The sequence below is a fragment of the Sutterella parvirubra YIT 11816 genome (assembly GCF_000250875.1).
Classification (GTDB): Bacteria; Pseudomonadota; Gammaproteobacteria; order Burkholderiales; family Burkholderiaceae_F; genus Sutterella; species Sutterella parvirubra.
On sequence record NZ_JH604992.1, the window covers coordinates 1 to 663 of the forward strand.

Annotated in this window: 1 protein-coding gene; it reads right to left on the reverse strand. The window is 60.6% G+C overall.

Going from position 1 to position 663, the window contains the following annotated elements:
• A partial coding sequence (locus HMPREF9440_RS07195; protein ID WP_216586069.1) for a hypothetical protein occupies window positions 1-632 on the reverse strand: 632 nt, incomplete at its 3' end.
• Between the last annotated feature and the right edge of the window lie 31 nt (window positions 633-663).

Sequence of the window (663 nt, forward strand, 5' to 3'; positions counted from 1 at the left end):
GGTTCGGTCAGCGTATTCCCGACCTCGCTCTTGAGTGACGAAGGCGCTGCGGCAACCGCGACGGCTTCAGCCTCGGCCTCGGCATGGGGTTCCGTCCCGGCCGGCGTCTCTGAGGCGGCGGCTTCGGGAACCGTTTCCCTCTGCTCGGGCTGCTCCTCTGGGAACACCGCAGCGGCGACGTGTTCGAACGTTGCGCGGAGCAACTCGGCCAAGGGGCCTTCGGCCTCAGCGGCCGCGTCGCGCAGGAGGTCCCTCAAGACGAACCACTTTTCCTTGGTGTTTCGAAGCTCCTCGAACTTGGTCTCGTATTTTTGGAGGATTTGGTTGAGTTCCTTCATCCTCTTCTTCGAAACCTTCTGCGATTCGTTGCCGGCGCAGAAGTAGGTGACCATCGTGGCGGTGGCCTTGAAGCCCTTGTAGTAGCCGTCGACGATTCTCCGGATCGTGCCTTCGAACTCGGGGTCCTGAGGGTCGAATGCATCGCGGAGCTTCAGATCATCAAAGAAGGACTGGAGGACCGGGAGCACTTCGTTGACAGCGAGTCCCATCTGGGCGAGCTTCACCGTCATTTGACGGTTCTTCTGCTCCAGGTCGTACACCTTGCCCTGAAGGCGCTCCGTTTCCTGAGCCATGAGCTCCTTCTGAACCTGCTTCTCTTCCCGG